This is a genomic window from Myroides odoratimimus (genome assembly GCF_030326305.1).
Classification (GTDB): Bacteria; Bacteroidota; Bacteroidia; order Flavobacteriales; family Flavobacteriaceae; genus Flavobacterium; species Flavobacterium odoratimimum_A.
Genome location: NZ_JACAKB010000003.1, coordinates 1 through 26964, shown reverse-complemented (window position 1 = coordinate 26964; position 26964 = coordinate 1). Strand labels below are relative to the sequence as shown.

Below are 26964 nucleotides of genomic sequence, written 5' to 3'. Positions count from 1 at the left end.
ATAAAGAACATAACTTATTTATGGGTAAAGAGCTTCATAGCTATAATACATCATATGAAGTAGATAACTTCACCTCGATATTTAGTCCTGTCTTATCTCTTAAAATATCATTCTGTACACCATAGTTCTGAGGAACTTTATACGTACTGTAATTCTTATTACTAATAATAGGATTGCGTATTAAATCACTTTTATCAGAGTGATGTTCTTTAAAACTCAGTATAGTTTCTTCAAACTTTCTACAAGCATCTGTAAACCATCCTTTTCCCAATCCTGTTTTTATCTCAAAAAACACAACAAACTGTTCTGCTCTAAAGAGGAATCCTTCACATCGCTTGATTAGTTCCTCACCTGTCGAAGCACTACTAAAAGTGTTAGCACTAACCACTCTGAAAATATCTATACAGTAATCTATTGCTCTATACTCTACCTCGTACCTATTCGGATTATGAATTGTAAAGTCCCAAATATCTTCTTCTTCAAACTTCACAACTGCTGGCGTATTACTATCCGAATTCGCATCACTAATCCCTACCTTACTAGTAGAAAAAACAGTCAAACAAGAAGTGTCAAAAAAATCTACTTGCATAAATCTTCTATTTGAAATAATTCTGAGAACTGTATATTGATATCTTCTAAACTATCATTTAAATAATTCTCATCAGAAGGCAATCCTTTATACATTTCTAACTGTTCAATACTTCCTTTTTCTTCATCTAATTGGTACACCACTAAATCATCTATTCCCAATACTGCTTCTAGAGGAACTACATTAGCCACCTTGTTTAGAGCCTCAGTATTATCTGCTGCTAACTGTGCTACACGACCAGCCTTCACTGCTAGTGTCAAATAATTAATCAGATAAGGACTATGGGTCGTTAAGACTAATTGGTTATACTCATTCTCATTGTTATAAGCAACTAACTTATTTAATACCTTACGCTGTGACTTAGGGAATAAGTTCTGTTCTAATTCTTCTACAATATTGATTACACTACGACAGATGTATTTGTTATCTACATTTCTCTGTTTTTCATCTAAATTTTCAATAGAATCTAATCTAAAGTCATCAACATGGTCTTCATCCTGTATTGCTCTAGACATAACTATCTCAACATTTCTACGAATCTGTTGATCTGTACTAAGTAAACTAATTAACTTCTCTTTATCCTGTTTAATAAACTGAGAAAGATAATCTGTTACTAAATATAAAGGTACTACAGAGTGAAACCCACTAGAAGCTTCTGTTACCTTTAATCGCTTATTATTAGTTACTACATAACTATTATCAGAAGAAGAATCATACAGAAAACTAGCTTTATTAATAGGTAAGATTACTTCCTTATCCTTATTCGCTAACTGAGCATATCTATACTCTATCAAATAAGTCTGTAGGCTACCTGCAACCAAGCTAGACACATGAGTAAGATTCTCTATTGAACTCAGCACATTACGCTCGGCAGGCACATACATTACTTTAGGTTGTACGATATTCTGATCATTGAATAACGTTGCCTCTACATTATACTTACCCTCGTTTTCAACAACCCTTAAATGGTAATGGTTTCCTTTATACTCCAGTTGTGAAGACGGTTCTAAATAATTCTGTAAACGATGATAGGTCAATAGCTCTATAAAAGCATTCTCTTTTAAAGGGATCTCTTTATCTCCTCTCAATAATGCTTTCTCTAACCAAACAAAAGTAGCTATCAATTTAGCAACAGTACTCTTACCAGAACCTTGATCACCTATAAACACAGTAACCTTGTGGATATCTATCCACCCATCATTACCTGTATACCCCTCTCTTACTGGTCCGAAGTTCTTAACTTTAATTTGTCTCTGCATTGTATTAACTCTATTATATTCTCAAATATAAAACCATTTTATGTATTTATATAAATCATGGTACACATTTATACAACATCCATTAACGTAATTTACTTATCAATTGAGATAAAGGTAAATTAACACAGGCTTTTAGTCTGTGCTCTATCTAATCTTCAACCTTTTCTATTTCACTTTTTTTAGTTTTAACTCTACGCCTTGAAGTGCTATTCCATTATTGACAATAGGATTCGCTAGCCTTCTATAAAAAGAAAACGTATCGTCAGATAATTCTTTAATCACCAACATCTCACCCAAGTCTAACTCTCCTTCACTATCAAGTGTATAAATACAGTCATCTCTCTAATCGTACTTTACTTTTTGACTCACTTCTATACATTTTCCTTCCTTATCTATCCCGTTATACTTAAAATATTCTATACTCTCTTCATCAAAAGTTATGATCAACAACTTACAGTGATTAGGGCTCTCTTCTTCCTCTTCCCTTACAATGTTCCCTTCTATATCATATACCTTAGAAGACACATATTCCCAAATCCCTAAGAGGTCTTTCTTAAGATAAAAGGAGCTAGTACCTTCACTAGAGTAACAACTAGTCACGACCGAGAAAAAAGATAACACTAAAAACAAAAAGCCCTTCATAACTGTTTTTTTACACCTAAAAACACACAATAAAATGCAATAACTCGTTCCTTGTATCTTACATCCTTTTTACCTCTTCAACACTGCCCCAACATATCTTCAAGACTTCTTCAAGAAATAAGCCCTCTACTAGAGCAATCTTGGGGAAATGTTGAAGAACTCTTGAAGAAGTTCACTCTAAAGCGCGCTGTATATAGGATTAAAGCCTAGTATACTTTTTAATCATTAAAAACATAAACAATTATACATCATTATCAATCAACAACTTAACCTGTTACAATCTCAATATGAGTGCAAAAAAAGAAAGCCTTTTTTTAAAAAAAGAACACAAAAAAAGGCTTCAATAGCCTAAATATGTGAAAAAACATTAAAGAAAGAGTCCTCTCAAACTCATAAAAAGTAAATAATAGATACTTAAAAGAAAATATTAAGCATTTATTTGTCAAAATAAGCAACAAATCAACTAATTCAAAATATGAACCAATAACATATATTCGACAAGATTAAAATACACGAATAGAGAAAAAAAGTAATCTATAAGCTTATCTATTCACCTTCATACACGGTAGGTTCCCAAAGTAGCTCTTTGAAGTTGACAACTTTATTATCAATAACCTTTACGCCTTCATTCTCTAATAACTGCTGCATCAGATTAGTTCCTTCAAAATGAAATTTACCTGTCAATAACCCATTTCTGTTGACTACGCGATGTGCAGGTACTGTATCATCATCATGAGATGCATTCATAGCATAACCTACCATACGAGCCGAACGCGCTGCCCCGATAGCTCTCGCTATAGCTCCGTAAGTAGTCACTCTACCTACTGGTATCTGTCTTGCAACAGCGAAAACACGTTCAAAGAAATTATCTTGTTTACCCATTATTTCAATAACTTATATATCGTGATCAAGCAGATAATACCTGTAATAGTCCCAATTACGTAGTTAATATTGCGCAAGATGAAAGCATCTTCTCTAGAGGGTTTCTTAAAAAAGGAAATATAGAGATAGAACATCATCGCTGACCCTATCACCACCCCTAAAGAAAAGAATACAGTACATACAAGATCAAAGATATGATAATCGTAAGTAGCCAGTGTAATACTTAAAAAAACATAATACGGAATTAAGAAAACATTGATCGAAGCCAAGAAAAGTCCGTATACAAAAGGTGACTTACTCTTCTTAGGGTTATTCTTTTTCTCCATCTCTTTTTTCTTTGCGAAAAAGAAGAAGTAAATCGTCAATATCGCAAAAATAGCTAAACCAATTTCGTGTAAAGCCTCAGTAATACTGGGACTAGAATCAATAAGCTTAGAAAAGAAAATGGCGATAAATGTCTGTATAAAAATAACTGTCGAAGCTCCTAAGACATACGAAAAAGCATTGCGCCCTCCTTCTTCCTTAGCGATCTTGACAGCCGTCATATTAAGCAACCCTGGAAGAGAAACTCCCAAGGTCGCTGCTAAAAAACCAAAAAATAAAAGTGTGACAACTTCTACTCCCATCTTACTTAATTCTAAATTGAATGTAAGTTATAGGTTTATTTTGTTCTAAATACTGTGATTCGTAAAAAGTTTGAATTTCTGTTACTACCGCAGGTGCACCTTCATTTTTATAAATGTGGTGATTAGCATAAATAACTTCGTGCCCTTCTCCGTGTAGAAGTCCTAATGTATACCCATGCATGAACTCACTATCCGTCTTTAAGTTCATAATACCATCCGCTGATAAAATATTCTTATATCGCTTAAGGAATTCGCTATTCGTTAGACGGTGTTTAGTACGTTTATACTTAATCTGAGGATCTGGGAAAGTAATCCAGATTTCGCTCACTTCACCTGCTGCAAAAGCATGCTCTATCAATTCGATTTGTGTACGTAAGAAAGCCACATTAGTCATTCCAGACTCCACAGCCGTCTTAGCACCACGCCAAAAACGAGCACCTTTAATATCAATACCAATAAAGTTTTTCTCAGGAAAACGCTTCGCTAGCTCTACTGTATATTCCCCTTTTCCACATCCTAGTTCTAATACGATAGGATTATCATTCTTAAAAACATCTTTATTCCAATTCCCTTTTTGAGGTAACTCTCCTATCATGTCTTCTCTAGTCGGCTGATATACAATATCAAAAGTTTCGTTCTCTCTGAATCGCTTTAGTTTATTTTTACTTCCCACGTGATATACTTCATTATAAATTTGCGCAAAATTAAGTAATTATAGTGAAACTATACTATTTTAATTTTATACGCAACAAATAGATACCTTATTGGTTAATAATCAATTATCTGTAGAGTCTACAAAAGCTTTCTCTAAAGTGAAAGAGAACTCCGATCCGTAACCAAAACTACTCTCCACATAGATATGCTCTTCATGAGCCTCTACGATATGCTTCACTATAGATAATCCTAAACCTGAACCTCCCACTGCTCTAGCTCCACTCTTATCTATGCGATAAAAACGTTCGAATAAACGAGCTACGTTCTCTTTCTTTATTCCAAGACCATTGTCAGTCACTCGAATAATTAATTTATTGTTCACTAAGTCTTCTATAGTTACTTCTGTAGTTCCCTTTTCTTTGCCATATTTAATAGAGTTATCTATTAGATTTGTAATAACTTGCCCTATTCGTTCTTTGTCTCCAACTACATAGATAGGCTTGTTATAATTCAGGTCAAAGATTAGAGATATATTTCTTTTCTTAGCTTTATAATCTAAAAAGTCAAAAGCATGTCTAATCGTCTCTACGATATCAAAAGTCACGATATTAAGATGTAGGTCACCAGACTCAAGCTTAGTAATCATATCTAAGTCATTAACGATATAGATAAGACGATCTACACTCTGAGCGGCACGCTCTATATAACGATCTCTGACCTTAAGATCATTGATCGCACCATCTTGTAGAGTCTCTAGGTAACTCTGTATCGTGAATAGAGGAGTCTTTAGTTCATGCGATATATTACCTAAGAACTCTCTTCTATACTCTTCTCTCACCTGAAGAGACTCAATCTCGATCTTCTTGTTTTTAGCAAATTTCTGGATTTCTTCTGTCAAGGTCTGCATATCAGTCGTCACAGCTCTACTTCTTAGATCGGCGTGTTCTAATAAAGAGACATTGTCATATATTTTTTTTATTCTTCTGTAAATAAAGTGTTCTACGCGATACTGAAGAATAAAAAAGGACATTGTGAATAAGATTACTAGATATCCTAGCACTATCCAAACTGGAATATTTAGATAAAATACACCTATAGGGAAGGTTACAATAAAGCTTATTAAGGTAATAGATGATGCAGACTTTATTGCGAACTTATAAGAGTTTTTAAATTTAGTTGCCATTAACTATTCTGCGTGGTCAAATTTATATCCTACTCCTTTTATTGTTTTAAAGTAACTGTCTCCGATCTTCTCTCTTAGTTTTCGGATGTGTACATCTATGGTTCTTCCTCCTACTACTACTTCATTACCCCATACTGCATCTAAGATTTCGTCTCGAGTAAATACTTTGCCTGGTTTAGCCATAAGTAAATACAGTAGTTCAAATTCTTTTCTAGGGAATACAATTTCTTCTTTGCGAACAAATACTCTATATTCATCTCTATCTATTCTAATATCCCCTACCTCTATAATATTACTAGATGTGTCATCACTGAATCGGGCACGTCTAAGTAATGCTTTTACTTTACTCATCAGTACTTTTGGTTTAATAGGTTTTGTGATATAATCATCTGCCCCAGCTTCAAAACCTGCTACTTGTGAGTAATCTTCCCCACGTGCTGTTAAAAAAGTAATGACACTATTAGATAAACTGCTATTTTTTCTGATTAACTCACATGCTTCTATACCGTCCATCTCAGGCATCATTACATCTAATATGATAAGATGTGGTTTATTTTGATTTGCAGACTCCACTGCTAGCTTACCATTTGTTGCAGTAAATACTTGATACCCCTCTTGCTCTAAATTATATCCAATGATATCGATAATATCTTGCTCATCGTCAGCTAAAAGGATCTTAATTTCAGAATTCTTCATACTTATGTTGTGTGTTTTAGTAGGTCAAATATAGAGCATAATACATTATTAAATGTAGACTTTACAATAATTTAATATGTTAACGATTTGGTAACCTAATGTACGCAAAAAATTAAACTTAGATTAACATTCACGATACATACATCTAGGTTCTTTGCACCAATAATACAACACACTTATTTATATGAAAAATTTCTTAGTGATCTTAACCTTAATGGTATCAGCCACTTTTTATGGACAAAAGGCCGAAATTAAAGGAAAAATAACAGATGACTCTACGCATGAACCACTAGCCTATGCTACCGTGGCAATTAAAAATACTTCTGAAGGAGTAAACACAGAATTAGATGGTAGTTATAGTATCTCAGTAGAAGCAGGTACTTATATATTACAATTTCAATATATGGGTTATGTAACTCAAGAAAAATCAATCACAGTTGCAAAAAAAGAAACAAAAACAATAAATATAGCATTAGCCTCTGAACATGTAGAACTAGAAGGAGTAGTGGTAGAAGCTACGCGTTCTAAATCTAGAGAATCAGCTCTACTTATAGAACAACAGAGATCTAGTGAGATCAAACAACATATAGGTTCACAAGAACTATCTCGTAAAGGGGTAAGTGATGTGGCTTCTGCAGTAGCGAAAACAACAGGAGTAGCTAAACAAGAAGGTACAGGAACAATATTCGTACGTGGACTAGGAGATAGATATAATAGTACTTCTCTAAATGGACTACCTCTAGCGTCAAATGATCCTGAGAAAAAGAATATTGACCTAAATTTATTCTCTACTGATATCGTAGAATACATCTCAATAGATAAAGCATACAGTGCAAGAAACTCTGGAGACTTCGCAGGAGGAAATATAGATATTATCTCTAAAAAACACAGTGGAGAGGGATTCTTCAACATTAGTTTAGGGTCAAACATTAATTCTAATGCTGTAGGAGAGGATAAGTTTAGATCTCTATCAGACAGAAGCTTTTTAGGGTTCTCTAATACAAAACAACCTAGTAACGCACTTGAAAGTTTTAGTTTTAAAAACTCTGCACAGACAAAAAACAAATCTCCTTATGGAATGAGCTTAGGACTAAATGGAGGTAAATCATTCTACTTCGGAGCAGAGTCTTCATTAAACATCTTTGCTACTGTATCTTTTGACAACAATTACAAATTCAAAGAAGGAATTAATCGTACTGCTCAAGCTCAAAACAGCTTTACAAAAGATTTATACATGAAATCTTATGAGTATAATACGAATACTACTGCGATGTTAAATGCAGAATACAATATCAACTCTAGAAATAGTATTAAATACAATACTCTTTTAATCAATGGTACTCAAGAAAAATTAGATGAGTACACTGGATACATCAGAGATATCACAGATAGAAAAGACTACTATGAAAATACGCTTCTATCAAGACAAAACTACAGACAAGATCGTCTATTCGTAAACCAATTATTAGGAGATCATAAACTAAATGATCAAATAGACCTAAACTGGGGGTTAGCTCTTAATAATATCTCTGCACAGACTCCTGACAGACAGATGTACACTTTAAACAAAATTAAAGGACAAGATAACTACGAATTTTCGACTAACTCAAGATCTGATAATAACAGATACTTCGAGGATCTAATCGAAAACGAAGTAGGTGCAAATATCGCTGCATCTTATAAATTCGGTAAAAATAGTGAGAACCTATACGATGGAAAGTTAACAGTAGGGTATAACTTACGCCAAAAGAACAGAGAGTTTAAGGCTACACAGTATGTATTTCAGATCAATGCTGATTACAACAAAAACATAAATCCGTATGCGCTAGATAACTTCTTTAACCAACAAAACTTCAACAACGGATACTTCGAAACGTATACTTTTAGAGGAGGTGCGAATACACCTAATGCATTATTACCTCAAACCTATGATGGAGATATGACAGTACATGCAGGTTTTGCAAATGTTGAGTACAAATTATCAGATAGATTATCAGGTACTATTGGGGCTAGATTTGAAACTATCACTCAAAAAGTTACTTGGCAAACCCAATTAGATGCAGATAAAAACTCTAATACATTGGATAAAAATGCTTTCTTACCAAGTTTGTCTTTAAAGTATGCTGTAGATGATAGAAACAACCTTCGTTTTGCTGCATCTAAAACATATACTCTACCTCAATTCAAAGAGAGAGCTAGATTTATCTATGAGGATGTTACAGAGATTAAAGTAGGTAACCCAGACTTATATGCATCTGATGACTACAACGTAGATCTTAAGTGGGAATTTTTCCCAACTAATGATGAAGTATTCTCTGCTTCTGTATTTGGTAAATATATTAAAAACCCAATCAATGAGATTGTTTCGGCTTCTTCTTCTAATGATATCACATACGCGAATACAGGTGATTATGGATATGCAGCGGGACTAGAAATAGAAGTACGTAAAAACTTAATCAGCTTCGATGATGTAAATACTAATAAACTGACAGGAGGATTAAACGCTTCTATCATGAAGACATACCAAAAATTAGACAATGACAAAGTAAATAGAGAAAACAAATATCTGTCTACCTCGTTTACTCATGATAACTCAGACTTCACAGGTGCATCAGATTTCTTATTAAATGCTGACTTATCTTATATCAAAGAATGGGGTGAGAAAAACTTAATGACTACTGTATCTTATGCGCATTTCTCTGATAAACTATACTCTATCGGAACAGAGCAAAGTGGTAACCTAGTAGACAAAGCATTCGGTATGTTAGATTTTACTTTCAAGATGAAGTTTAATAAGAGGTTTGGTATTGGTTTAAATGCTAAAAACTTATTAGATCCAAAAATCGAAAGAGAACAACAAAACTCGACACAAGATGTCTTAGTAAGATCATATAAACTTGGAAGAAACTTTAGCTTAAGCCTAAACTATTCATTCTAGAATACAAATACCATATAATACCCCACAAGCAAAGCGAGAGCCTTCTAATAAGGCTCTCGCTTTATTTTTTTAAAAAAGGATCACTTAAAATCATAATCTATATGACCTATTTTAAAAAAACATTTATCTCTTAATAACTTACAAAAGCATTCATCCCTCTTTCCTATTTACACACACTTAAAATACAGGTTATACCACTATTATAATTAACCTACTTAACATCTATTTAATACTAAGGAAACAAACTGTTAATTATTCAATGACAATGAGTTAACATGTATTTTCTGTTTTCTAGACATCTTTGTATCAAACAATATAAAAAACTATATTACACATGAAAAAATTATTAAGAGCAGGATTCAGTATTGCATTAGTTACATTAACATTAGCAAGTTGTTCATCAAGTGATGATAATAACGGAGGAGGAACGACAGATCCAGGAACAACTACTCCAGGAATAAACGGAGACAAATTAGGTGGAGAACTTAAAAAAGGAGATAAACTAAACTTAGAAGCAAACAAAACATATAAACTTACATCGAAACTAATCGTTAACGACGGGGCTACATTAAACATCCCAGAAGGAGTTAAGATTATCGGTGAAGGAGGTACTTCTGCTTATATCGCAGTAGGACAAGGAGGAAAAATCTACGTAGAAGGAAAACAAAACAATCCTGTAGTAATGACAGCTCTAGAAAAGAAAAGAGGTAGCTGGGGAGGTCTAGTAGTATGTGGTAAAGCACCTATTAACAAAGCAGAAACAGCAACAGCTGAAGTATCAGACTTAACATACGGAGGAAAAGAAGCTAATGATAACTCAGGTTCTATTAAATATTTAAGAATCGAATACGCAGGAGCTAACTACAACACTGAAAAAGAATTCAATGGACTTTCTTTATTCGGAGTAGGAAGTGGAACTGTAATCCAATATGTACAAGCACACGAAGGATCTGATGACGGATTTGAGTGGTTCGGAGGAACAGTTAGTGCACAGTACTTAGTATCATCTAATAACGATGATGATCAGTTTGACTGGACTGAAGGATGGAATGGTCAAGAAAACAAAGCTTGGTTCTCTAAACAATCTGGTACAGCAGACAAAGGCTTCGAAGCAGATAACAATTCTAAAAACAGAGCAGCTAATCCTTATTCTAACCCTACTATCACAGGAATCACATTACTACCTGCTGTAGATGGAGAAGGAACAGCAATGAAGTTACGCGAGGGAACTAAAGGAAAATTAAATGATGTAGTAATCGGAAATTATGCAACTGCATTTGATGTAGAGCATGATGAAACTATCAACAACGTAAATGATGGTTCATTGTTGTTAACCAATGTGAAATTAATCAGTACAACTACTAAGCCTACTAAAGGTAAAAATACTAAAGGAGATGCAGTAGATGTTTCTAAAGTATTTACTGCTGGAGAAGCTAAAGGTGCAGGAAATGGTGCTGAAGTACCAGATTGGACTAAAGGTTGGACAGTAGGTCTATAGTAATTCAAAAATAAAAATGTTAAAAAAAGTGCTTATTTTAAAAAAATAGGCACTTTTTTGTTTTTTTATGTCATTTTAAATAATTACTTTTATACCATAATTTTAGTTAGATGGCAAAAAAATACTTTTATATCACAATGTTCATTGCAATGTTAGGCGGAAGCACAGCATTTGCGCAAAGTGGTTTGCGCTATAATAATGAACCTCGATACGCTAATCAGAGTATCGAAGGGCTATCTATTTACCCTAACCCAGCGGTTTCGAATGGTAAATTGTACATTGAGTCTACTAAAAATGAACCAAAAGAGGTAGAGCTTTATAATGTAGTAGGAAAAAAAGTATTTACAACTACTGTTAATAACAGAGAGTTGAACTTACCTTATAGTGTAAATGCTGGTATTTACATTATGAAGATAAAAGAAAGTAATGCTACTGCTACTAGAAAAATAGTAGTAAAATAAGAAATACATTTTAATGATTTTATATTCTTAAAAGAGTATCACTAAAGTGATGCTCTTTTTTTATTTGTATTTTTGTACTTAAATATAATAGACCGTGTTTAAACCTGAAGAAATCATCCAAATACAAACAAAAAAAGATTTTCATAGAGTAGCTATGAAAGTCTTTAGATTCCAGTATGAACATAATCCTGTTTATCAACAATTCTGTAATCTTCTAAATAAAACTCCTGAGCAAGTTAAAACATTGACAGAGGTACCTTTTCTACCTATCGAGTTCTTTAAGAGCAAAGATGTTTTATCTTCAATAGATCCTATAAAAATAACATTCACAAGTAGTGGTACTACTGGAATGATCACTAGTAAACATCATGTGACTGATCTAGACTACTACGAATATAGCTTTAGAGCAGCATTCTCCCACTTCTATGGAAACATTGAAGACTATGTTGTTTTAGCTCTTTTACCTGCTTATTTAGAACGAGAAGGTTCATCTCTTATATATATGGTAGAAGATCTTATAGAAGGTTCTAATCAGCCTGAAAGTGGATTCTACCTACACAACTATGAAGAACTAGCTAAAATGCTAATCGACTTAGATAAACAAGGTAAAAACGTCTTATTAATAGGTGTTACCTATGCCTTACTAGATATGATAGAAATGCAAAAGTTTAACCTTAGCAATACTATTATTATGGAAACCGGAGGTATGAAAGGTAGACGCAAAGAAATGATACGAGAAGAGCTACACCAAGTACTGTGTGAAGGTTTTGGGGTATCTAAAATACACTCTGAATATGGAATGACTGAGCTATTATCTCAAGGCTATTCTTTTGGTGATGGTATCTTTGAATGTCCTCCTTGGATGGATATCTTAACTCGTGATCCAGAAGACGCTTTAACCTACGTAGAAGAAGGCAAAACAGGTGGAGTCAATGTAATCGATTTAGCTAATATTAATTCTTGCTCCTTTATCGCTACACAAGACTTAGGAAAAAAATACAGTAATGGTTCATTTGAAATCTTAGGAAGATTTGACCATTCTGACATAAGAGGTTGTAATCTTATGGTTGTATAATAAAAGAGGCTTATACGCTTGAACGTATAAGCCTCTCCCTTATAATTACTTTTCTAAAAGATCTAATTTCTCTGCAAAATAATCACAGAAGTCTTTCATTGTTGCTGCCATCTTCTCATCTTCTGTAGCACGCTCAAATGTGTCTGACATCGCTACTAATGTTTGATGAAAGAATTTCTTCATTTCATCTACAGGCATATCCTTAGTCCACAAATCTATACGCAATGTCTCTTTAGCTTTATGATCCCAAATAGATAATAACATTGCTTTAGAACTAGCTTTCTCTACACCTCCATCTTTAGCTGTCCAAAACAATTTATCTGGCACTTTATTTTCGTCTAACTCTACTCTAATATTTATATCAGAAACGTGATTTTTACTCATTACTTCTTTGGTTTATACTTTGATTTTTCAAATATTTCTTTTGCATCTGTATTAAACAGATCATGCAAAGTTACATTATTATTTTGCATATACGCATTGACAATTTGCCAACCTAACCAAGCACCAGTTCTCCCAGGGCTATCACTATCAATATCTAGATAATACTTAGAAAAAGGAGCTGCTGTAAGAAATCGACTACTCAGCTTACTATCTGTATCAAATAATAAATTATTCTCTATAAAATATCTCCACATCTCTTGTTCATTCTCTTGACACCACTTGATCTGCTCTACAGTATAGCCCATGATATAAGCATCATTAACTTTAGGCAACAATAATTTCTTAGCGTATAATACCTTACCATACTGTATCATACCTCCTAAGAAAGTACGATCTCTATTGCCTCCTATCTTCTGTAGTACGAAGCTCTCTGCTAAATCAGGCAATATCTGTGTCGGCTCAAAAGATGGTCTTAGGTACTCTGGAAAACTAACATAAAAACGATGTTCTTTTCCCAAATAAGTATCTAAAGCAATTAGTGCTAATGAATCTGCATAAATAGCTTTAGCTGTAACATCTACTTCTGATATTAATGTGATTACTTTTTTCTTTGAAGACTCATGTGGATAATAATACTTCACATGTTTAAAGAAATCTTCTAATTGCTTTGGCAATTCACCTAAATCTTGGTACTTCTTCTCCACCTCTTCGTTTAATTCTATGAATATGGAATCTTGTTTTTTCTTCAGCCAAAACTCATCAGATAAATTTTCATTAAAGAAATACGGATACTGTTTTTTAATACCTGCTAGATCAGCGTCTTCTGACTTGAAGAACTCTTGATCAAAGCGAGTAATAGTCATATCTATAGGAATAGCATTAATCTCTTTATCAAGTTCACTCTGCTTATCTCCACAGCTAGACCAAAAAACACAGCTCACTAGTAATACAGCACTAGATAAATTAGTAAATTTGGAAAAAGTCATTCTATCTTTTTTTATTTTCAATGTACAAATATAATAAGATAGATATCAACCTATTCCATAAAATATTTAAAGTCATGGTAAACAACACTAAAATGAATACTACAGCAGTAACAGATTATATAGTTAATTGGTTAAAAGTATATGCGCAGAATGCAAGAGTAAGTGGATATGTAATAGGAATATCAGGAGGTATTGATTCTGCGGTAACTTCAACACTATGCGCTATGACGGGACTACCTCTATTATGTGTTGAGATGCCAATACACCAAGACCCTTCACAAGTATCAAGAGCTAAAGAACACATCTCTTTCTTAAAAGAAAAGTTTACTAATGTATCCTCTACCGTAGCAGACTTGACCTCTACATTTGAAACATTAAAAACAGCTGTTCCCTCTTCAGATGATGAAGCTATCTTAAATCTTACACTTGCCAACACACGTGCTAGATTGCGTATGACCACACTATACTACTATGCAGGACTACACAAAAGCTTAGTAGCAGGAACAGGAAACAAAGTAGAAGACTTCGGAGTAGGTTTCTTTACTAAATATGGTGACGGTGGCGTAGATGTAAGCCCTATCGCAGACTTAATGAAATCAGAAGTACGTGCTATAGGTGAGTACTTAGGAGTTCCAAGTAGTATTATAATAGCTAAACCTACTGATGGACTATTTGGAGATGAGCGATCTGATGAAGATCAGTTAGGTGCTAATTATGACGAACTAGAAATAGCTATGCTAGCACATGAAAAAGGAGCTAAAGCAGAAAACTTCACAGGAAGAGAAAAAGAAGTTTTTGAAATATATAGTAGATTAAATAGAATCAACCAGCATAAGATTAACCCTATACCTGTTTGTATAATTCCTATAGAATTCAAATAATCACTATTCAATAAATACTTTTTCATCATCTATATCTTAAAAACAAATACCTTTGTTAAAAAAATATTAGTTATGAAAAAGTATTTATTGTTTTTACTTACAATATTATCAATATCTCTAGCAGGATGTTCTGTAGATGATGACTATTGTGGTAATGGATTTTATAAATCTGATCAATTACCTCCGAAAGGTAATTTTCACCCTGACAATTTTCGTGTTATGGGGCTAGATCATAATAATTTCACAGTAATAAAAAGTGAAAGAGAATTCCAAGACAGAGTAAGAGGAGCTCAATTTTATAGAAATGAAATCAATTTTAGAGATTATGAACTAATTATCGGAGAAGCTCTTGTTGATAGACATAATAATATCATCGATATTGTAACCATGTACAAAGAAAGTTGTAATTCAAGAGGAGACAATCTTCTCGAAGTAGAGTTTTTTGTAAACAAAGGATTGAATAATTCTATTATGACATATCATACTATCGTTCCAAGAACAAGAAGTGATTATTATGCAGTAAGAACATCTGTAAGATATAAATAAGGTATGAAAAAGTATTTATTATTAGTACTAGCAGTAATATCAACAGCTTTTACGTCATGTTCATCTGATGAAGATAAGAATTGTAAAGAAGAGTTTTATAGAATCGATCAATTACAGCAAAACTTCCTATTCCCTACAACTCAATTTCAAGTAAAAGGGATACAAATAGGGCAATACACTGTGATTAAAAATGAAACAGAGTTTCAGAATCGAGTTAATGGTTCTTCTTACTATAAAGATATTATCAACTTTAAAGATTTTGACTTATTAGTTGGACAAGTAAAAGTACAAGGTGTTCTTTCTATTATAGATATAATACCTATGCTAAAAGAGAATTGCAGTAATAACAGTGTAAACAAACTAGAAGTTGAAATGATTTTTAATAAAGGAATCAATAATCCTATAGTGACATATCATGCATTAGTTCCTAAATCAAGAACTTATAATATAGAAGTTCGTACTTCTGTAAATCTAAAATAAAAAAGAGGCCAATAGCCTCTTTTTTTAGTCTTCTATCGTTTTAAACCTTGATGTTACTTGACCTAATCGCTTAGAGAACATATTCATCAGACTTGTGTAATCCATAATTAGTGTCAACATCTCATAAGATCGCTTCTCATCACTATCTTTCAACTTAACCTTATACTTTTCGATCATCGTATTCAATAAGAACATTCTTAGCGTCAATATCGTTTCTGTCACGTATTGAGATACACCCTGCTCCTTCTGCTTCACTATGATATTCTGAGACTCCCAATTGTGTAAAGCTTCCTTTTCATCCTCCATGATAATATTAGTCACTTCCTGAGCCATTTCTGGATCTAATGTCTTTAAATACTTCTCTAGATCCCAAGCATTGTGATGATAGTAATCCATAATATCTTTATATATCACTTTAAACATTGGATTAGTCAACTGTACCTCATCCTCTTGTAAACTAAGATAAATACGCTCATAGACCTTCTGTTCTACTTTATGCTCTACCTCTATTACCTCATTTTCCTCATTCACATCTAATAGAAGCTCTATAAACAGCTCATCCATATTACCGTACAACAGTAATATCTCAATAATCTTGCGTTCTAAATTATACTGTGGATCGATAGCTTCTTTTGGTTGTTGCTCTGAATGCACCACCTCCATCTGCTTTCTCTCCTGTGTATATTTCTTATTTGCCTCAGCTAATTCTTTTCGACCGATTTGAGCTAAAGAATTAAAGATCACATCTTCAGAAATATCCATTATACGAGCACATTCCTGCACATAGATTTCTCTTTGTATCTGATCAGGAATCTTAGAGATACTCTGTACCATATCTCTAATTAGCTCTGCTTTCTTAATAGGGTCGTTTTTCGCTTCCCCCATTAATAGATTCGCCTTATAACGAATAAAGTCAGTAGCATTATTCTTGAAGTACTCATCTAGCTGTTCTTTAGAATGCTTTCGAGCAAAACTGTCTGGGTCTTCTCCATCAGGCAAAGGACATACGCGTACGTTCATCCCTGCCTCTAATATCAAGTCCACCCCTCTAAGAGAAGCCCGAATACCTGCGGCATCCCCATCAAATAACATTGTAATATTCTTAGTCAATCGACTAATCAAACGAATTTGGTCAGGCGTTAATGCAGTACCAGAAGAAGCCACGACATTCTTTATACCTGTCTGATGCATCTGTATAACATCAGTATACCCTTCTACTAAGAAACAGTTATCTTGTTTGGCAATTTCTTGTTTAGCATGATAGATACCATATAGTACCTTGCTCTTGTGATAGATATCACTCTCAGGAGAGTTTAGATACTTAGCAGCTTTCTTATCGGCAATTAGAATACGTCCTCCGAATCCTAATACTCGACCAGACATACTCTGAATAGGAAACATAACTCTTCCCTTAAATCGGTCAAACTTACGGTCTTCTTTTACGATGGTAAGCCCTGTTTTCTCTAAGTATTCTAAAGAATATCCCTTCTGAAGAGCTGCATCTGTGAAAGCACTCCACTGATCTGGAGAATATCCTAATCCGAACTCTTTAATTGTCTCTTGAGTAAAACCACGCTCTTTAAAGTAAGTCATTCCTATAGCCTTACCTTCTTCCGCATTGAACAATGTCTCTTCAAAGTACTTCTTCGCAAACTCAGACACGATGAACATACTCTCCTTTTCATTCAGTTGCTCTTTCTCCTCATCGCTCTGTTCTGTCTCTTCTATTTCGATACCATACTTCTTTGCTAAATATCGTATTGCCTCAGGATAAGAGAAGTGCTCATGCTCCATAATAAAGCTAATCGCATTACCTCCCTTTCCAGAACTAAAGTCTTTCCATATTTGCTTCACAGGTGACACCATAAATGACGGAGTCTTCTCGTTTACGAAAGGGCTCAAGCCTTTGTAATTACTCCCTGACTTTTTCAGAGTTACAAAGTCGCCTATCACCTCCTCTACACGAGCAGCGTCAAATACAGCATCTATGGTACTTTTGGAAATCATATATTAAGTTTAGTTCTTGATACTTGCAAAGATAAAAAAAGAAGTCGCTTAAGGTAATATCAAGCGACTTCTTTATATATCTTGTCAGTTTATATAACTATTTTTTTCTTTCTATAACATAATTCACCATCGTGAACAGAGCTTCTCTATAAGTAGATTCTGGAAACTCCTGTAGTATATTTAAAGCCTCTTGTTGATACTCTACCATCTTAGTAGTAGCGTATTCTAGGCCTCCTTTTTGTTTGACGAATGCGATGACTTCTTTCACACGTCTTTTATCCTCATTGTGATTTTTCACTGAGTTAATCAACCACTTTTTCTCTTTAGGCTCTGAGGTATTCAAAGCATAAATAAGAGGAAGTGTCATCTTTTGTTCTTTGATATCAATACCTGTTGGCTTACCAATAGGCCCATCCGTATAGTCAAATAAATCATCCTTTATCTGGAATGCCATACCGATTAACTCTCCGAACTTACGCATCTTCTCTATAAGTTCTGCATTATCTGGATCTACAGCAGCAGCTCCTAATGAACAACAAGCCGCAATCAATGTAGCTGTCTTCTGACGAATAATCTCATAATACACCTCTTCTGTAATGTCTAATCGTCTAGCTTTCTCTATTTGTAGTAACTCTCCCTCACTCATCTCACGTACAGCTACTGAGATAATACGAAGTAAATCAAAATCACCGTTGTCAATAGACAATAAAAGTCCTTTTGCTAATAGATAATCACCTACTAATACAGCTATCTTATTCTTCCATAAAGCATTAAGGGAAAAGAAACCTCTACGTTTATTACTATCGTCTACTACATCATCATGTACTAGAGTAGCAGTATGGATAAGTTCTATAACAGAAGCTCCTCGATAAGTACGCTCATTAACCTCACCCGCCACCATCTTCGCTACTAGAAATACAAACATAGGACGCATCTGCTTCCCTTTTCTATTTACAATGTAGTAAGTGATTCTGTTTAGTAAGGCTACCTTAGTAGTCATTGAGTTGCGGAACTTCTTTTCAAAAAGCTCCATCTCATTCTGTATAGGCTGTTTTATTTGCTGTACTATGTTCATTGCACCCAAAAATACGACTTTTTTATATCATTCGATAGTTTCCCTCAAATAGAAATCATTAAGAAATTGCTAAACAATTCTTTACGCAATTTTCTATAAACTAAACTTATGATTTATTAGCCAACTGACCACAAGCTGCATCAATATCTTTACCACGACTACGACGTACCACTACTGTGATATCATTCTTCTCTAAAGCCGCTATATAGCTATTCGTAGCACGTTCATCCGCTTGTTGGAATTCTCCATCATCGATAGGGTTATACTCGATCAAGTTTACTTTACACGGTACATATTTACAGAACTTCACTAATGCATCCACAGAAGCTTTGTCATCGTTAATTCCTTTCCAAATTACATACTCATACGTAACGCGACTCTTCGTCTTACTATACCAGTACTGAAGTGCTTCTCTTAAATCTGTCAAGGGAAAGTTCTTAGTAAAAGGCATAATACGATTACGTGTCTCTTCGATAGCAGAGTGTAAAGACACTGCCAACTTAAACTTCACACCATCATCTGCCAACTTCTTAATCATCTTAGGCAATCCTGAAGTAGACACTGTGATACGCTTAGGAGACATTCCTAGCCCTTCTTCAGAAGTAATCTTCTCAATGGCTTTCTGTACGTTATTATAATTCATTAACGGCTCTCCCATTCCCATAAACACAATATTAGACAACGGGTGTCCATGATTCTGTCTACTTTGTTGGTCGATTGTTAATACTTGATCATAAATCTCATCAGGATTCAAGTTACGCATACGCTTAAGGCGTGCAGTAGCACAGAACTCACAGTCTAAGCTACACCCTACCTGAGAAGACACACAGGCTGTAGTACGTGTTTCTGTAGGAATCAGAACAGACTCCACAATAAGACCATCGTGTAACTTCACACCATTCTTGATAGTACCATCAGTACTTACCTGCATACTATCTACTTTGATATGATTAATTACGAAGTTAGCATCTAGCATCTCACGGGTAGCCAATGATAAGTTACTCATATCCTCAAAGCTATGAGCCCCTTTACTCCATAACCACTCGTACACTTGGTTTCCTCTAAATGCCTTATCTCCCTGAGAAACAAAGAAATCCCTTAATTGTTCCTTAGATAAACTTCTGATGTCTTTTTTGTCTATTTGCATGGCGCAAAGTTAATCTCAAATTATCCGACTGCCAAATACTGTAATAAAATTATAACAATAATGTAAAGAAGCTAAAGTAAACCTTCTGTCTACAAAGATTACATTAACACAGATTGTGTTTGCACGGATTACGTTGGCGCGGATTTGTAATCCGTGCCATGCCGTATAAACTCAAAATCAACTCTTTGACGTCAACTTCCTCACCGCCAGCACATGTTTACACATCCCTCTATCCCCTTGGTACTTACCATACCACTCACAAGTACATCGCTCTTGGTCACCATCTAAGATTACAGTATGTCTCACACCTCCACTTCCATCTACACGAGCTTCTACCCGTCCATTAGCTTGACTAATAATCTCTACCTTATTTTCAGCAATTAGTTTTTCTGCATTCTTTAGACGAGGATTTAGACTTAGAATGCGCTCTAACTTAAAGGGTAATCTTCTGTAAAAGAAAGCATTGTCATCTAAGTCAAAACCTAACAACCCCATAGCGGCTAATCGCCCTGTCAGACTATCTGCATCAGTGAAACTCATCCCTTCTTCCATCGCAAACATCGTCGGGTTAAAGCGTTGATTCGCATAAGCATATTTATCCATCGCATCTATCCACTCGTCATCCACATCATCTATTAACGACTCTAATGCTGCTCCCTCTCCCGAGAACCCTCTAAAAGCTTCACGAGATAAAGACAAACTAAATCGAATATCTCCAAAATACAACTGCCACGTGGTGCTCTGCATATCAGGATGAGGAAAGACCTGCATATAATCCATATAAGGCAATAGAGGTTCTAATAATCGTAAACGGTGAATACCTCCTACACAAATACCATTGTTTGATTTAACAGGAGAAAAAGAAGGCATATTCCCTCTCAATATCAAGTAATAATCATTCTTCACAATCCCTTTCGGAATACCTCTAAACAGTTGTTGAGCCTGTATTTTATTAAACGTATGTACACGTTCTGCCTTAGACAGGTAAATCTGTACTGTACTCAATCCTTTAATCCACTTAATCGGAAGAGGCACTTTGCGTTCCACTATTTTCTTATCCTCCGTCTGAATACTAACTTCCTTCTGACCTATTGACAGCAGTACACTCTCCTTTTGCTTAATGCTATTCAGCGCAGTAAGCATCGGTTGGTTAAAGTCTACATTCGTAGTCCCATTCTCTAAAAACTCTCCTTCTAACCCATCAGGCAATACATCTACTCTTGCATACACTCCTGCACAATGAGAAAATCCCTCAAAGCGCACTCTACCATCCCCAGCCGTAGCGATAGGGTCTTTTAGCTTAGCCAAATCAGCCGGTGATAAATTAAAACTTGACTTTACCACATTAGACAACGCGATTAAACAACGAGCCATAATAAATGGATCTTTCACATTACCCCAAAAAAAGCATGGAGCATCAGTCTTCTTCTGTATCTCACTGTACTTCGCTAAGAATAATTCGTCCCCTCCCTTGCCTTTCGTTAAGCTTGAAGGATTATTGTATATATAAGATAATAGATCGTTCATGGTACTTAAAAATGAGTAAGCAAGGTACTAAAATTCATATAAATATAACCTTCTAGAACTGTACACATCTGTCAAGCATTACTCTCTTCCATAAATGGATAAGACAACGAAGCCCTATTCTTTACTAGAATAGGGCTATTTATATTATTCTTCAAGCACTTATATTGACTATATCCATGTATGGTATACTAATATGATTCCTCCTATCGTCGGAATAACAAAGAGGTAGTGATATTTGGAAGTTGCTACTAACCTATACCTTACCTGTTCTTTTTGTCATCTTGACGTAAGGAAAGATCACACACGAGATGTAGAAATAGTCGTGAGAATAAACTAGTGCGATTCCTCCTATCGTCGGAATGACATACTGTATGCTATACAGTATGTCAATAGAAAGTGACGCAGAACAGAGCCTTAAAAAACATCTGTTTGACACCGTTAGTGAATAGAACACTCCTAATTACTAATTAAAAAAAGCCGATACTGTCGCTAGTATCGGCTTTTCATTGTCGTCTATAAATTGTTAGTTTATTCTGATTATTATAGATCTGCGAAGAAGTCATTTCCTTTATCATCAGTGATGATGAAGGCAGGGAAGTCTTTCACTACGATCTTACGTACAGCTTCCATTCCTAACTCTGGGAAGTCAACCACCTCTACGCTTAAGATATTCTCTTTTGCAAGGATAGCAGCTGGTCCTCCGATAGAACCTAGGTAGAAACCACCGTGTTTTTTACACGCATCAGTTACCGCCTGACTACGGTTACCTTTCGCAAGCATAATCATACTTCCACCTACCGCTTGGAAACTATCTACATAAGGGTCCATACGCCCTGCTGTAGTTGGCCCGAAGCTTCCTGATGGCATACCATCTGGAGTCTTAGCTGGCCCTGCATAGTACACTGGGTGATTCTTGAAGTATTCTGGCATCTCTTGTCCATTGTCTAACATCTCTTGGATCTTAGCGTGAGCGATGTCGCGCGCCACGATAACAGTTCCGTTTAACATTACACGAGTTTTGATAGGATGCTTCGTTAACTCTGCTAATTGTTCTTTCATTGGCTTGTCCAAGTCGATTACCACAGGCTCTTCTAAGTGAGGAGCTACTGCAGGTAAGAAGCGTCCTGGATCAGTCTCTAATTGTTCTACGAATAATCCCTCTGCAGTGATTTTCGCTTTTATATTTCTATCTGCCGAACAAGATACTCCTAATCCTACAGGACATGAAGCAGCGTGACGAGGAAGACGGATCACACGTACATCATGAGTAAAGTATTTACCCCCGAACTGTGCTCCAATCTTAGACTCTTGACAGATTAATTGTAATTTTTTCTCCCACTCTAAGTCACGGAATGCTTGACCTCCCATATTACCAGAAGTAGGTAAGTTATCATAGTATCCAGCAGATGCTTTCTTTACAGCCGCTAAGTTTGCCTCAGCAGATGTACCACCGATCACTAAAGCTAAGTGATATGGAGGACAGGCAGCAGTACCTAGATCCATGATTTTCTCTTTGATAAATTCCGTTAAGTTTTTATCATTAAGAAGAGATTTTGTTTTTTGGTATAAGAACGTCTTGTTAGCAGACCCTCCACCTTTCGCTAAGAATAAGAACTCATATTTAGCTCCTTGTGCAGCATAGATATCGATCTGTGCAGGTAAGTTAGAACCTGAGTTTTTCTCCTCAAACATACTGATAGGTACAATCTGAGAGTAACGCAAGTTTTTCTTTTGGTACGTTTCGAAGATACCTTTAGATAAACTCTCAGCATCATTCGATCCCGTATATACGTTTTCACCTTTTTTTGCCACTACGATAGCAGTACCTGTATCTTGACAAGAAGGCAATTGCCCTTCTACTGCTACTTTTGCATTTTGCAATAAGTTATAAGCTACAAAACGATCGTTATCTGTCGCTTCCGGATCGTCTAGGATAGCTTTTAATTTTTCTAAGTGCGATGTTCTTAACATGAATGACACATCTGTCATCGCTGTCTCAGCAATCATCTCAATCGCTTTAGGATCAACCACTAATATCTCTCTATCTCCTAATTTTTCTACTTTTACATAGTCAGAAGAAATCTTTTTGTACTGCGTATCATCTTTCTGAATCGGATACGGATCTTGATATATGAAGTCCATTGAATTGTTAGTTTATTTTTGTTTAGTAAAATTACTAATTAAAGTCCTTATAAAATCGTAGAATGCTTCTAAATAGCCAGTGTTTATAAGGGATATAGATCATTTACACTTTACAGATTAATATTAGAACTCTTCATTTTATTTCTCTAAGAATGAACACTTTCTTCGCATATTAGACAACGATTTTATATTCTCATTTTATAATATGTAGCAATATCTAATCCCATCACTTCATATCACACTTAAAATAAACACATTACTATACTTTCTATTTCCTTCCTAAATTGACTGATCGCATAGTGGTCGCATAGTGATAGGATAGTGGTCGCATAATTTTAGCCTGTTTTAATGCAATCACTATAGCATCACTAGCCCATCACATCCTGATCATCTGCTAAAAAAAAGTGTTTTATTCCCATTTATCATTCAATATAGTCTGAATTGCATTTTATATTAATGGGTAAAATCTATCTCTTACTGAATATAAAAAAGCCTTGAATCTATTGACTCAAGGCTTTTCGATATCTTACTGTTTATTTATTATCTACAAACTACGCATATAGGCAATAAGCGCTTCCATTTCTAGATCATTAAACTTCTTTGTGATCTCTAAGTTAGCTTGCATAATGATAAACTGAGAAGGATCAACTATAGGTTCCTCATTTCCTCTCAAAAAAGAAACCAGATCAGCGTTGTGTTTATCATACACTTGCAATATTTCTTTGACACTTGGTCCTATTATTTTTTTATCTGTCTGATGGCAAGAAGCACAGTTCCCTTTTCCTTTAAAGATGTCTTCACCTAGCTTGATTTTTTCAGACATAGTCATTTCAGCTACTTCTCCTCTCTCTGATTCGTACACAGCTTCAGGTTGTGCTTTATCATCCTTACCTCCACATGCTACTACACTAATAGCAGCAAGAAGTAGCAAACTAGTTTTTATAATTTTTGTCATTGTTGTTGTTTATTTATTTCCATCAAAAATAGAGAAACAAAATGAACATTATAGTATACAAAACAGTCCTTTTAGTGCAATAAACGGACAAATAACATATGATAGACTTATATCTTTTAGTCAAAATCTATAAAATCATCTATCGTCAGATAGTAATCCAATGCCATGATGAGTTCTTCTACCTTCACTGTAGGTTTCTGGCTCACTGCTAAGTCTACTACATCTTGTATATCTTCATCAGAGCACAGATACCACATATCTAGTTCTGTAACAGCGTCTGGATATATCTCTTCATCATCCTCGGTCACCTCAACAGGATCACCAACATAAATCTCTAACTCTACATCCGCCTCATCTTCTACAGCATAAATAGCATACTGATAGGCAGGATTATACTCCGTAGCTCTTTCTTTTCGATCTTTAACAAGTAAGATAAACTCTGCTAATCGATATGTTTTATTTTTAAAAACAGGCGTCATATATTCTATAATTTTACTAGTGGATAAAGTTAAAACACTTCTTACTACAATTTAGAAAAAAAGTTATCAATAACTTATAATGAAAAAAGCTCGTTGACAAAATCAACGAGCTTCTTCTATTTATAGTACTTATTCTAACTATTTATTCAATAGAATAGACGCTTCTTTAGCGAAGTATGTTGAGATAATACTTGCTCCAGCGCGTTTGATACAAGTTAATTGTTCCATCATGATCTGATCGTGGTCAAGCCATCCTCTCTCTGATGCAGCCTTTACCATAGCGTACTCTCCAGATACTTGGTACACAGCTACAGGCACATTCACAGCGTCTTTCACTTCACGTACGATATCTAAATAAGCCATACCAGGTTTTACCATAAGGATATCTGCTCCTTCTTCTACATCGTATAACGCCTCTTTTACAGCTTCGATACGATTAGCATAGTCCATTTGATATGTTTTTTTGTCCTTTGGTATCTCTACATCTGCTCTAGGTGCACTGTCTAGTGCATCGCGGAATGGTCCGTAGAATGCAGATGCATACTTAGCAGAATAACTCATGATACCTACATTCGTAAATCCTGATTGGTCTAATGCTTCACGCATACGCAAGATACGCCCGTCCATCATATCACTCGGTGCTACGAAGTCTGCTCCTGCCTCTGCATGAGATACGCTCATCTTCGTCAGTGCATCTACTGTAGGGTCATTCACTACTACTCCATTCTCGATAATACCATCGTGCCCGTATATAGAATATGGGTCTAATGCTACGTCTGGCATTACGATCATACCTGGACATGCATCTTTTATCGCTTTGATAGCAGTCTGCATTAATCCATTAGGATTCCATGCTTCTGTACCTGCATTGTCTTTTAAGTGATCACTTACTTTTACATAGATATTCACTGCGCGAATACCTAATGCATAAAGCTCTTTTACTTCCTTTACTGTCAAATCCACAGAACGTCTAAACATACCTGGCATCGAAGGAATAGCTTCTTGTACATTAGTCCCTTCTGCTATAAACATAGGGAACATAAAATCTTGTGGAGTCACGATAGTCTCTCTTACCAAACTACGAATAGACTCATTTGTTCTTAATCTTCTACCTCTTTGTAATGGAAACATAATTTTCTTCAGTTTACGGTTTACGGTTTACAGTTTACAGTTGCTCTCGACATTTATAAACAGACCGTTGACCTGTGTTCTTATTTTGATTTACGGTGAACGGTTTACGGTTTACAGTTGCTCTCGATATCTATAAACAGATCGTTAACCTTTATTTGATTCATTATTTATTGTTATTTTAATCTTATTAATTAGAGAAGCGAGCATCTTTTTAATACTTACAATATCATTTTGAAGCACATAATAGTCCTCATCTCTAATATATCGTAGATCTCTTGATAAAAGAAGTAAATACTCTACCTCATGAGCAGAACCAGATGCTATATATAAATACCTAACTAATTCTCTCTGTGTATCCTTACCACATCCTTCTGCGATATTGGTAGGAATTGATACTACTGCCCTTCTTATCTGATCTATTAAATTTCTTTCCTCATACTTAGGATATAAATTTAATAATGGATAGGTCTTTAATACTAATTCATGGCTCAGTTTCCAAACATTATAATTTCGATAGTCTATCATATAGTTTATGATTATTTATAGTACCATAAATTGCAACAACAAACATTCCATTATACACAAAATCTAATAACTTAATAATTTGTTTATATAACTAATTATCTCTATTTAGTAATTTCATACTGATTACTATGATAAAAGCAAATAATAATTCATAATATTTATTTCGTTTTTCTGATAATAATTCAATAATCTAAGA

General features: G+C 34.8%; 27 protein-coding genes. 7 read left to right on the top strand and 20 right to left on the bottom strand.

Annotated features, from left to right (window positions below; genetic code table 11):
• Positions 1-40: 40 nt before the first annotated feature.
• The 9 genes from HX049_RS03485 to HX049_RS03445 form a co-directional block, all read right to left on the bottom strand.
• On the bottom strand, positions 41-589 hold the full coding sequence (locus HX049_RS03485; RefSeq protein ID WP_286414107.1) for a hypothetical protein: 549 nt from the start codon (positions 587-589) through the stop codon (positions 41-43).
• Positions 580-1848, bottom strand: a complete 1269-nt coding sequence (locus tag HX049_RS03480) for an AAA family ATPase (RefSeq protein ID WP_286414104.1) — start codon at positions 1846-1848, stop codon at positions 580-582. Before HX049_RS03480 ends, HX049_RS03485 begins: the two co-directional genes overlap by 10 nt.
• 165 nt (positions 1849-2013) lie before the next feature.
• Positions 2014-2136, bottom strand: coding sequence for a hypothetical protein (locus HX049_RS03475; protein ID WP_286414102.1), 123 nt, complete (start codon positions 2134-2136; stop codon positions 2014-2016).
• 54 nt (positions 2137-2190) lie between these two features.
• Positions 2191-2490: a hypothetical protein gene (locus HX049_RS03470; RefSeq protein ID WP_286414099.1), complete on the bottom strand. Its 300-nt coding sequence runs from the start codon at positions 2488-2490 to the stop codon at positions 2191-2193.
• A gap of 546 nt (positions 2491-3036) precedes the next feature.
• The gene (locus HX049_RS03465; RefSeq protein ID WP_286414097.1) at positions 3037-3372 is read right to left on the bottom strand and encodes an MGMT family protein; all 336 of its coding nucleotides are present in this window, start codon (positions 3370-3372) and stop codon (positions 3037-3039) included.
• Positions 3372-3998, bottom strand: a complete 627-nt coding sequence (locus HX049_RS03460) for an amino acid permease (protein ID WP_286414095.1) — start codon at positions 3996-3998, stop codon at positions 3372-3374. Before HX049_RS03460 ends, HX049_RS03465 begins: the two co-directional genes overlap by 1 nt.
• A gap of 1 nt (position 3999) precedes the next feature.
• A complete protein-coding gene (trmB, locus tag HX049_RS03455; protein ID WP_286414092.1) occupies positions 4000-4671 on the bottom strand; it encodes a tRNA (guanosine(46)-N7)-methyltransferase TrmB in 672 nt (223 codons plus the stop codon).
• A gap of 102 nt (positions 4672-4773) precedes the next feature.
• Positions 4774-5835 carry a sensor histidine kinase gene (locus tag HX049_RS03450; RefSeq protein ID WP_286414089.1) on the bottom strand — a complete coding sequence of 354 codons (1062 nt, stop codon included), beginning with the start codon at positions 5833-5835 and terminating at the stop codon, positions 4774-4776.
• Positions 5836-5838: 3 nt separating this feature from the next.
• The gene (locus HX049_RS03445; protein ID WP_286414087.1) at positions 5839-6531 is read right to left on the bottom strand and encodes a response regulator; all 693 of its coding nucleotides are present in this window, start codon (positions 6529-6531) and stop codon (positions 5839-5841) included.
• Positions 6532-6715: 184 nt separating this feature from the next.
• On the opposite strand from HX049_RS03445, the gene HX049_RS03440 reads away from it, so the two are divergent.
• The 4 genes from HX049_RS03440 to HX049_RS03425 all read left to right on the top strand — a co-directional run bounded on the left by HX049_RS03440 (position 6716) and on the right by HX049_RS03425 (position 12503).
• On the top strand, positions 6716-9469 hold the full coding sequence (locus tag HX049_RS03440; protein ID WP_286414085.1) for a TonB-dependent receptor: 2754 nt from the start codon (positions 6716-6718) through the stop codon (positions 9467-9469).
• Positions 9470-9803: 334 nt separating this feature from the next.
• Positions 9804-10967, top strand: a complete 1164-nt coding sequence (locus HX049_RS03435; protein ID WP_286414082.1) for a hypothetical protein — start codon at positions 9804-9806, stop codon at positions 10965-10967.
• Between the two features lie 149 nt (positions 10968-11116).
• Positions 11117-11428: a T9SS type A sorting domain-containing protein gene (locus tag HX049_RS03430; protein WP_425355290.1), complete on the top strand. Its 312-nt coding sequence runs from the start codon at positions 11117-11119 to the stop codon at positions 11426-11428.
• A 94-nt stretch (positions 11429-11522) separates the two neighbouring features.
• Positions 11523-12503, top strand: a complete 981-nt coding sequence (locus HX049_RS03425; protein ID WP_286414075.1) for an acyl transferase — start codon at positions 11523-11525, stop codon at positions 12501-12503.
• 45 nt (positions 12504-12548) lie between these two features.
• Here the strand turns inward: HX049_RS03425 and gldC are convergent, their stop codons facing one another.
• Positions 12549-12887 (bottom strand): gliding motility protein GldC, encoded by a 339-nt coding sequence (gene gldC, locus HX049_RS03420; protein WP_006259815.1) that lies wholly within the window; start codon positions 12885-12887, stop codon positions 12549-12551.
• Positions 12887-13873: a gliding motility lipoprotein GldB gene (gene gldB / locus HX049_RS03415; RefSeq protein ID WP_286414072.1), complete on the bottom strand. Its 987-nt coding sequence runs from the start codon at positions 13871-13873 to the stop codon at positions 12887-12889. Before gldB ends, gldC begins: the two co-directional genes overlap by 1 nt.
• A gap of 74 nt (positions 13874-13947) precedes the next feature.
• Between gldB and nadE the strand changes: the two genes are divergently transcribed.
• The 3 genes from nadE to HX049_RS03400 all read left to right on the top strand — a co-directional run bounded on the left by nadE (position 13948) and on the right by HX049_RS03400 (position 15780).
• On the top strand, positions 13948-14754 hold the full coding sequence (gene nadE / locus HX049_RS03410) for an NAD(+) synthase (RefSeq protein ID WP_286414069.1): 807 nt from the start codon (positions 13948-13950) through the stop codon (positions 14752-14754).
• 72 nt (positions 14755-14826) lie between these two features.
• Positions 14827-15300, top strand: a complete 474-nt coding sequence (locus tag HX049_RS03405; RefSeq protein ID WP_286414067.1) for a hypothetical protein — start codon at positions 14827-14829, stop codon at positions 15298-15300.
• A gap of 3 nt (positions 15301-15303) precedes the next feature.
• On the top strand, positions 15304-15780 hold the full coding sequence (locus HX049_RS03400; RefSeq protein ID WP_286414066.1) for a hypothetical protein: 477 nt from the start codon (positions 15304-15306) through the stop codon (positions 15778-15780).
• 24 nt (positions 15781-15804) lie between these two features.
• On the opposite strand, the gene dnaG is transcribed toward HX049_RS03400, so the two are convergent.
• The 9 genes from dnaG to HX049_RS03355 form a co-directional block, all read right to left on the bottom strand.
• The gene (dnaG, locus tag HX049_RS03395) at positions 15805-17787 is read right to left on the bottom strand and encodes a DNA primase (protein WP_286414064.1); all 1983 of its coding nucleotides are present in this window, start codon (positions 17785-17787) and stop codon (positions 15805-15807) included.
• Between the two features lie 97 nt (positions 17788-17884).
• Positions 17885-18862, bottom strand: a complete 978-nt coding sequence (locus tag HX049_RS03390; protein WP_025124552.1) for a polyprenyl synthetase family protein — start codon at positions 18860-18862, stop codon at positions 17885-17887.
• A gap of 106 nt (positions 18863-18968) precedes the next feature.
• The gene (gene rlmN, locus HX049_RS03385) at positions 18969-20009 is read right to left on the bottom strand and encodes a 23S rRNA (adenine(2503)-C(2))-methyltransferase RlmN (RefSeq protein ID WP_286414062.1); all 1041 of its coding nucleotides are present in this window, start codon (positions 20007-20009) and stop codon (positions 18969-18971) included.
• 177 nt (positions 20010-20186) lie between these two features.
• Positions 20187-21536: an SWIM zinc finger family protein gene (locus HX049_RS03380; RefSeq protein WP_286414060.1), complete on the bottom strand. Its 1350-nt coding sequence runs from the start codon at positions 21534-21536 to the stop codon at positions 20187-20189.
• A gap of 540 nt (positions 21537-22076) precedes the next feature.
• Complete coding sequence (locus HX049_RS03375; RefSeq protein ID WP_286414058.1) at positions 22077-23678, bottom strand: fumarate hydratase; 1602 nt, start codon at positions 23676-23678, stop codon at positions 22077-22079.
• 544 nt (positions 23679-24222) lie between these two features.
• On the bottom strand, positions 24223-24633 hold the full coding sequence (locus tag HX049_RS03370; protein WP_286414057.1) for a c-type cytochrome: 411 nt from the start codon (positions 24631-24633) through the stop codon (positions 24223-24225).
• A 116-nt stretch (positions 24634-24749) separates the two neighbouring features.
• The gene (locus HX049_RS03365; protein ID WP_286414055.1) at positions 24750-25112 is read right to left on the bottom strand and encodes a DUF7716 domain-containing protein; all 363 of its coding nucleotides are present in this window, start codon (positions 25110-25112) and stop codon (positions 24750-24752) included.
• 138 nt (positions 25113-25250) lie between these two features.
• On the bottom strand, positions 25251-26243 hold the full coding sequence (hemB, locus tag HX049_RS03360) for a porphobilinogen synthase (protein WP_006262347.1): 993 nt from the start codon (positions 26241-26243) through the stop codon (positions 25251-25253).
• Positions 26244-26387: 144 nt separating this feature from the next.
• The gene (locus tag HX049_RS03355; protein ID WP_286414053.1) at positions 26388-26768 is read right to left on the bottom strand and encodes a four helix bundle protein; all 381 of its coding nucleotides are present in this window, start codon (positions 26766-26768) and stop codon (positions 26388-26390) included.
• Between the last annotated feature and the right edge of the window lie 196 nt (positions 26769-26964).